Below are 5708 nucleotides of genomic sequence, written 5' to 3'. Positions count from 1 at the left end.
CGACGAACCGGATCTTGCCCATGGAAATCCCTCTTGACGTACGGACGGCTCGATCGAAACAAACGTCCCCTGCGTATGATGGTTCCAGCATATCAGCCGAAAACAGCCGGTTCGCCAAGCAAGCAAAGACACCTGCGCACGAGAACGACTTTCGGTGGCGCCCGCTTCGCTCGACGCGATATCGAACCTTCGAAGTCGGGGCTGCCTGTGCGCCACAGCGCAGCGGACGATCTCGCGAAGCGCCTACTCGTCGCGCTTCACAGGGCTGCCGGGAGAACTGAACACGGGCAAACCCTGCGCGCCCGCTCGCAAATCTTCCTTGAACAGCCCTTCCATGATGCGGTTGCGCGTGCCCCACGTGGCGCCCGTCACGGCGTCGACCACGTCCTGCACGCTGCGCCTGGCACCGGCGCCCCCCGAAGGGGACGCCGCTTTGCATTTGAGGCAACCAGTGCACACGGGACACCTGCCCAAAGGCGCACCATCAACAGGCCGGTCGCTTTCGATGCGGGAAGAACCGCTGTTGCCAGACCGACTCATGCAGCGCGAACCTCCGAAGGAGCCTTGGGAACAGCTTCAGCTTGAGGCTGGGGCTTCACGATAACCTTCGCCAAGCCACCCGCCGCCGGATCGGCCAAAAACGCCACGATAACGATGGTCGGCCAAAACTGCAGGCACAGGCCCACGAACCGGTCGAACAGGTTCACGCCCATCATCTGCCCCGTCATGGTGCTCATAACTTGCGTCTCCCCCACGCCCGTCATGAACGCCGTCATAACGATGCCTAAGAAAAACATGATAAGCGTGCTGAAGAACACGTTCTGGATAAGCCGGAACGCCACCGACCCGGGCTTCGCGTCGTAGTACACCGCACACGCCGCCGCAATGCGCGCCAGCGGAATAACCGCCGTCACCACGAACGACGTAACAAACGCCACGCCGAAGCTCAGAGCGTAGAACACCGGATCGATATGCGGCATGCCCTGCATGATGGTCAAGCACAAGCAAAGCACCGCCGCCACAATAAACGAGAAGAACAAACCGTACACGATATAGTATTTCTTACTGTACATACTTCCCCTACTTTCTCCTCGTCCTACGCCACGACGAACAGCGTCTTCTGCTTCTCGTCCATCTTCGCGCCCAGCTCGTCCAGTGCCCCGAACTCAAGGCACATCGACTGGCAATGCTGCACGCAGGTGGGCACCTTCCCCAAACCGCGGCGCGCCGCACAGGTGTCGCACTGCTTGGTGGGGATGGGCAGGTAGCTGAACTGCCAGTTCTCGTCAGCCTCGTCGCCGATGGCCCACGGCCCTATCTTCACCACGTGGATACCGGTCTCGCCCACGGGCAGGCCGTGCTCCATCTGGCAGGCTATCTCGCAGCTGTGGCAGCCGGAGCACCACTGCGCGTCAACCAGGATTCCGTACTTCGCCATGGTCTATTCCCCTTCCTCGACTTTGTAGATCTTACAGATGGAGCTCTTGTAGTTCGAGCCGAAGCCGCTCTTGCCGGGAATCCACGGAAGCGTGTTGTTGATGTTCAGGTCGAACACATCGTAGAACTTCTCCGGGTCGCCCTCGGGGAACCACCAGCCATGGTCGCATGACACGATGCGGCGGTCCATGATGGGCGTGAGTTTCGCCTTGCGCTTGGCGCGGCCCATGGGGCCTTCCATCCACACCCAGTCGCCGTCGCGCGCGCCGTACTTCGCAGCCGTTTCGGGATGTATCTCCATCAGCGGCCAAGGGCGGTAGTGGCGCATGCGCTCGATCTGGCGATGCTCGGAGTGGAACATGCCCCAGGTGCGCGCACCGCTCGTCATAACCAGCGGGAATTCCGCCATGAGGTCGGGGGTGGAACCGGGGCCGGGCTCGGGCTCCTCGAAGTAGGGCAGCGGGTCGAGGCCGGCCTGGTTGTAGAAGTTGCTCCACAGCTCTATGCGGCCAGTGGGCGTGTTGAAGCCGGGCGTGCCGTCCTTGCGCAGCTTGCCTGATCTGTAGCGGTAATACTCGATAGGCTGGTAGGCCGGGGCTACTTCTTGCAGCTCCTCGAACGTCATGTCCGTGGGCTTGAGCATGTCGGTGAACATGTCGTCCACGTTGTCCCACGGCCACGCTTCGGGGTTCCAGCGGCGGCCCAACTCCAGGTTGATCTGCATGTCGCTGCGGCACTCGCCCACGTCCGTAACCTTGTTGATGCTGGAGCCGCGCTGCGCGCCGGACACGAAGGCCAAGCCATTGCGCTCCGGGAACGTGCAGGCCGGCAGCACGACATCGGCCAGAGCTGCCGTGGTGGGCGTCTTGAACAGGTCCACCACCACGATGAAGTCCAGCTTGTTCAGCGCCTTGTACAAGCGCTGCGGGTCGGCACCCATACAGGCGATGGGGTTCGTGGTCTGCAGCCAAGCGCCGTGGATCTCGTAGGGCACGCCCGTCTCGATAGTCTTCACGGTCTCGTCGGGCTGCGACACGGCGAAGCCGAAGTTGAACAGCGGGTAGTCCTTGATGCCGATGCGCTTGGCTTCCTGCTCGCCGCCCAACACCTCGCGTCCCCAGCCGCCCGCAACCGACAAGATTTCCGGCGCCACGATCATGCCGCCCGGGCGCTCCATGTTGCCCGTGATCTCCCAGAGGGCCAGGATGGCCTGACCGGCCGGCATGGCCTCACGCGTCATGTCCACGGCCACACCCCACTGCAGCGTGGAGTTCTTGGCGTTGCCGAGCATCCGAGCCGCCGCGACGATCTTCTCGGCCGGAACCCACGTGATCTCGGACACACGCGCGGTATCGAACTCGGCGGCGCGCGCCGCCAACTCGTCGAAGCCGTAGCACCAGTTGTCCACAAACTCATGGTCGTACAGGTCTTCCTCGATGATGACATTCATCATGCCCAGCGCCAGCGCCGCGTCGGTGCCGGGGCGCACGCGCAGGTGCAGCTCGGACTTGGATGCCAGCCACGTGACCTTCGGGTCCACCGAAACCAGCTTCATGCCGCGCTTCATAAGGTCGATGACCCAGTGGCCGTAGAAGCCCTCAATGTTCGATTTCAGCGGATAGTTGCCCCAGATGAACATGACCTCGGGCACCTCGTAGTCCGGGTGGTCGTAGCGCTCGGGGAACTGCTGGGCAGCATCGGGAATCCAAGGAGCGCCCGTCGTGGCGGCCATGCCGGCGATGCGCGGCAGGTAGCATGCCTGGCCCGACAGGAAGCCCGTGTAGTTGGGAGAGCCGAACGACCAGCACAGGCGCGTGATATAGGCGGCGATGTCGCGGCCGGTTCCCTGGGCGAACACCACGGACTCTGCGCCGTACTTTTCCTTCATGGCCATGAACTTCTCGGTAATGAGGTCGTAGGCCTCGTCCCACGAGATGCGCTCCCACTTGTCAAGGCCGCGGTCCTCACGGGCGCGCTTCAGGGGGTACTCGAGGCGTTCCTTGTGGTGCGTCACCTCGGGCACGTCCAGACAGCGCATGCACAGGCGGCCGTTCGTCCAGGGGTCTTCCGGGTCGCCCTCGCACTTCACCAGCTTGCCGCTCTCATCGGTATACATGATCACGCCGCACCCCAAATGGCAGCCCGGCCCCGTCCAAGCGCAACCGCGCGTGACGTTGAACCCGCCCTCCTCGTACTGGAAGGGCTTCTCGTGCTGTACGGTTCTATACTCCTCAGCCATGCCTTGCCTCCTCGTCCTTGCCTCAAGTTCGATGCACTCGCCCAACCTCTGCAGCCAAGCGCATTCGCTTGCCACGATCCTAGAGACCACGTATCATTGACGCCATCGCCGGATGGTCTGGTTTGCAGAATCGAGCATCGGCAAAACACGGGAGGGGACGTGGCCGCACCTATGGAAAAAAGTACTAGGACCGAAGAAATCCCACGTCAAGCACCATCTTCTGCCGTCATGCTCTGCGTAGTGGGCGGGTTGTCGCTGTTCTGGGCATGCTTCTTCACCCTGCTTATGCGCAACTCGTTCCTCGATCCCAGCCTAGAGAACCTGTGGTACCACCTCGCCCTGCGTATCGCCCTGCTCGTCGGATTCGGTGCATGTGCCTTCGGCGTATCGCGTCTGCGGGTGGATTCGACCGCGCGCCGGCCCCCTCTCGTCCTGTTTGCAGGCGTAGCGGCGTTCTCGCTCGTAGCCGCTCTATCCCCCTTGGCCTACCTGGCACTGAACGCACCACTGCCGCTGGCCTTCGATCTGGCCGCTTGGGCGCTGTCGGGAGCAGGGCTCGGCTGCCTGTTCTTCCTCTGGGTGCCCGTCGTATCCAACATGGACAAAAGTTTCACCGCACGCTGCATGGCGTTCTCGGCTGCCTGCGGCGGCTTTGTATACCTGATCATCAACCTGTTGCCATCGTACTTCAGCATCACCATGCTCGTGGTCTGCCCGCTGGCAAGCCTCGTGGCCCAGCGTATCGTCGCGCACGACGCCGGCCTGTGCGAGAACGCCGGCATTCCGTACGCCACCTCGAAGGAGAACGCCGGACTCTCGTGGTCGTTCGGCATCATCTACATCGGCTACGGCATCGTGTTCGGGCTCGGCGCCGGCTCGGTCACCCAGCTTTCAGGCGACGTCGCACTGTTCGGCGGCACTGCGGCGTTCATCTTGCTCGGCTCGGGCATCGCACTGGCGTTCATGAACAGGTTCTCGGGACGCATGAGCCAGATAGACGTGCTGCGCATGGTGTTCCCGTTTCTGGTAGTGTCGTTGGTGTGCATGACGCTGTTCACAGGCGTGCTGTACGCCTTGAGCAATCTGCTGTTGCTAGCTGGGTATTTGTTTCTTGTCGTGGTCAGCGTGGCGTTCGAGGTACAGGCATCGCGTGCGCGCAAAGCCTCCCCACTGTTCTTCGTGGGCATGAGCCAGATGGCCCTGAGCGGCGGCATGGCCGGAGGATTCGCACTCGGGCTGCTCGCCTCGGCCACGGGGACGATCGACTTCGCAGTGCTTTCGGGCATCGCACTCGGCCTCGTGGTGCTGCTGGCGCTCTTCATCACGTTCGCGCCGAGGCGCGCCACCACCGACCCCGACGAGGCAGCCGATACGCCCGACACCCATGAGCAGGGCCACTGGAAGGTGCGCTGCGCGGCCGTGGCCCACGATGCCGGACTGTCGGCGCGCGAAACCGAGGTGTTCTTCCTACTGGCGAAGGGGCGTGGCATCGAGCACATCCAGAACAAGCTGTGCATCTCGGGCCACACCGTCAAGACGCACACCTACAATATCTACCGCAAGATGGGCATCAACTCTCGAGAAGAATTGCTCGACGCCATCGAAGCAGGGGTGCCGGGGGCCCTTCAATCGCGTTATCGCTCCTAGTAATCCCACTGAAAATTGGTGTTGCAGGTGCTGTTTTGTGGGCAGGTTTCGCAGTGATAGTGGTTTGCGCAAGGAGTGGTTTGCGCCTTGAAGCCACAGTCGAGAACTTGACGATATTCCCGCAGACCCGCTTGGTCTACGGAATAAAAAATATTGGAATCGACGCGTTCGCGGGTGACAAAGCCTGCATCGTGAAGGATTCTCAGATGTTTTGTTGTTGCGGCCTGCGAAATATCGAGCAACTTTGCGATGTCGCTTACGTTGTGGGTGTGCTTTCCAGAAGATCCAAGAATTTTCATAATACGCATACGCTGCGGTTCTCCGAGCGCTTTTTGCATAACCGAAGCGCGGAAAATCATACCTTCATTTCTTAAGCGTGTCATAG

The 5708-nt window shown here is 61.6% G+C and carries 6 protein-coding genes; 1 reads left to right on the top strand and 5 read right to left on the bottom strand.

Annotated elements, in window-relative coordinates; genetic code table 11:
• Nucleotides 1-243: 243 nt before the first annotated feature.
• The 4 genes from RR842_RS10455 to RR842_RS10440 all read right to left on the bottom strand — a co-directional run bounded on the left by RR842_RS10455 (nucleotide 244) and on the right by RR842_RS10440 (nucleotide 3676).
• A complete protein-coding gene (locus RR842_RS10455) occupies nucleotides 244-393 on the bottom strand; it encodes a hypothetical protein (RefSeq protein ID WP_332513348.1) in 150 nt (49 codons plus the stop codon).
• Nucleotides 394-536: 143 nt separating this feature from the next.
• Complete coding sequence (locus tag RR842_RS10450) at nucleotides 537-1073, bottom strand: hypothetical protein (RefSeq protein ID WP_332513346.1); 537 nt, start codon at nucleotides 1071-1073, stop codon at nucleotides 537-539.
• Between the two features lie 23 nt (nucleotides 1074-1096).
• A complete protein-coding gene (locus RR842_RS10445; protein WP_332513345.1) occupies nucleotides 1097-1438 on the bottom strand; it encodes an oxidoreductase in 342 nt (113 codons plus the stop codon).
• Nucleotides 1439-1441: 3 nt separating this feature from the next.
• Nucleotides 1442-3676 (bottom strand): molybdopterin-dependent oxidoreductase, encoded by a 2235-nt coding sequence (locus RR842_RS10440; protein WP_332729697.1) that lies wholly within the window; start codon nucleotides 3674-3676, stop codon nucleotides 1442-1444.
• A gap of 171 nt (nucleotides 3677-3847) precedes the next feature.
• On the opposite strand from RR842_RS10440, the gene RR842_RS10435 reads away from it, so the two are divergent.
• Nucleotides 3848-5323, top strand: a complete 1476-nt coding sequence (locus tag RR842_RS10435) for a helix-turn-helix transcriptional regulator (RefSeq protein ID WP_332729696.1) — start codon at nucleotides 3848-3850, stop codon at nucleotides 5321-5323.
• On the opposite strand, the gene RR842_RS10430 is transcribed toward RR842_RS10435, so the two are convergent.
• Nucleotides 5320-5708: metalloregulator ArsR/SmtB family transcription factor (locus RR842_RS10430; protein WP_332513341.1), on the bottom strand; the 389-nt coding region annotated here is incomplete at its 5' end. The genes RR842_RS10435 and RR842_RS10430 overlap by 4 nt on opposite strands.

The sequence above is a fragment of the Gordonibacter sp. genome (genome assembly GCF_036667095.1).
Taxonomy (GTDB): domain Bacteria; phylum Actinomycetota; class Coriobacteriia; order Coriobacteriales; family Eggerthellaceae; genus Gordonibacter.
Note: the sequence above shows the minus strand (reverse complement) of the source record. Positions and strands in the feature narration are given on the sequence as shown.

Bases quoted from the DNA above. Each gene is read 5' to 3' on its own strand.
- RR842_RS10435 (WP_332729696.1), top strand. From the start codon at position 3,848: ATGGAAAAAAGTACTAGGACCGAAGAAATCCCACGTCAAGCACCATCT.
- RR842_RS10440 (WP_332729697.1), bottom strand. From the start codon at position 3,676: ATGGCTGAGGAGTATAGAACCGTACAGCACGAGAAGCCCTTCCAGTAC.
- RR842_RS10450 (WP_332513346.1), bottom strand. From the start codon at position 1,073: ATGTACAGTAAGAAATACTATATCGTGTACGGTTTGTTCTTCTCGTTT.
- RR842_RS10445 (WP_332513345.1), bottom strand. From the start codon at position 1,438: ATGGCGAAGTACGGAATCCTGGTTGACGCGCAGTGGTGCTCCGGCTGC.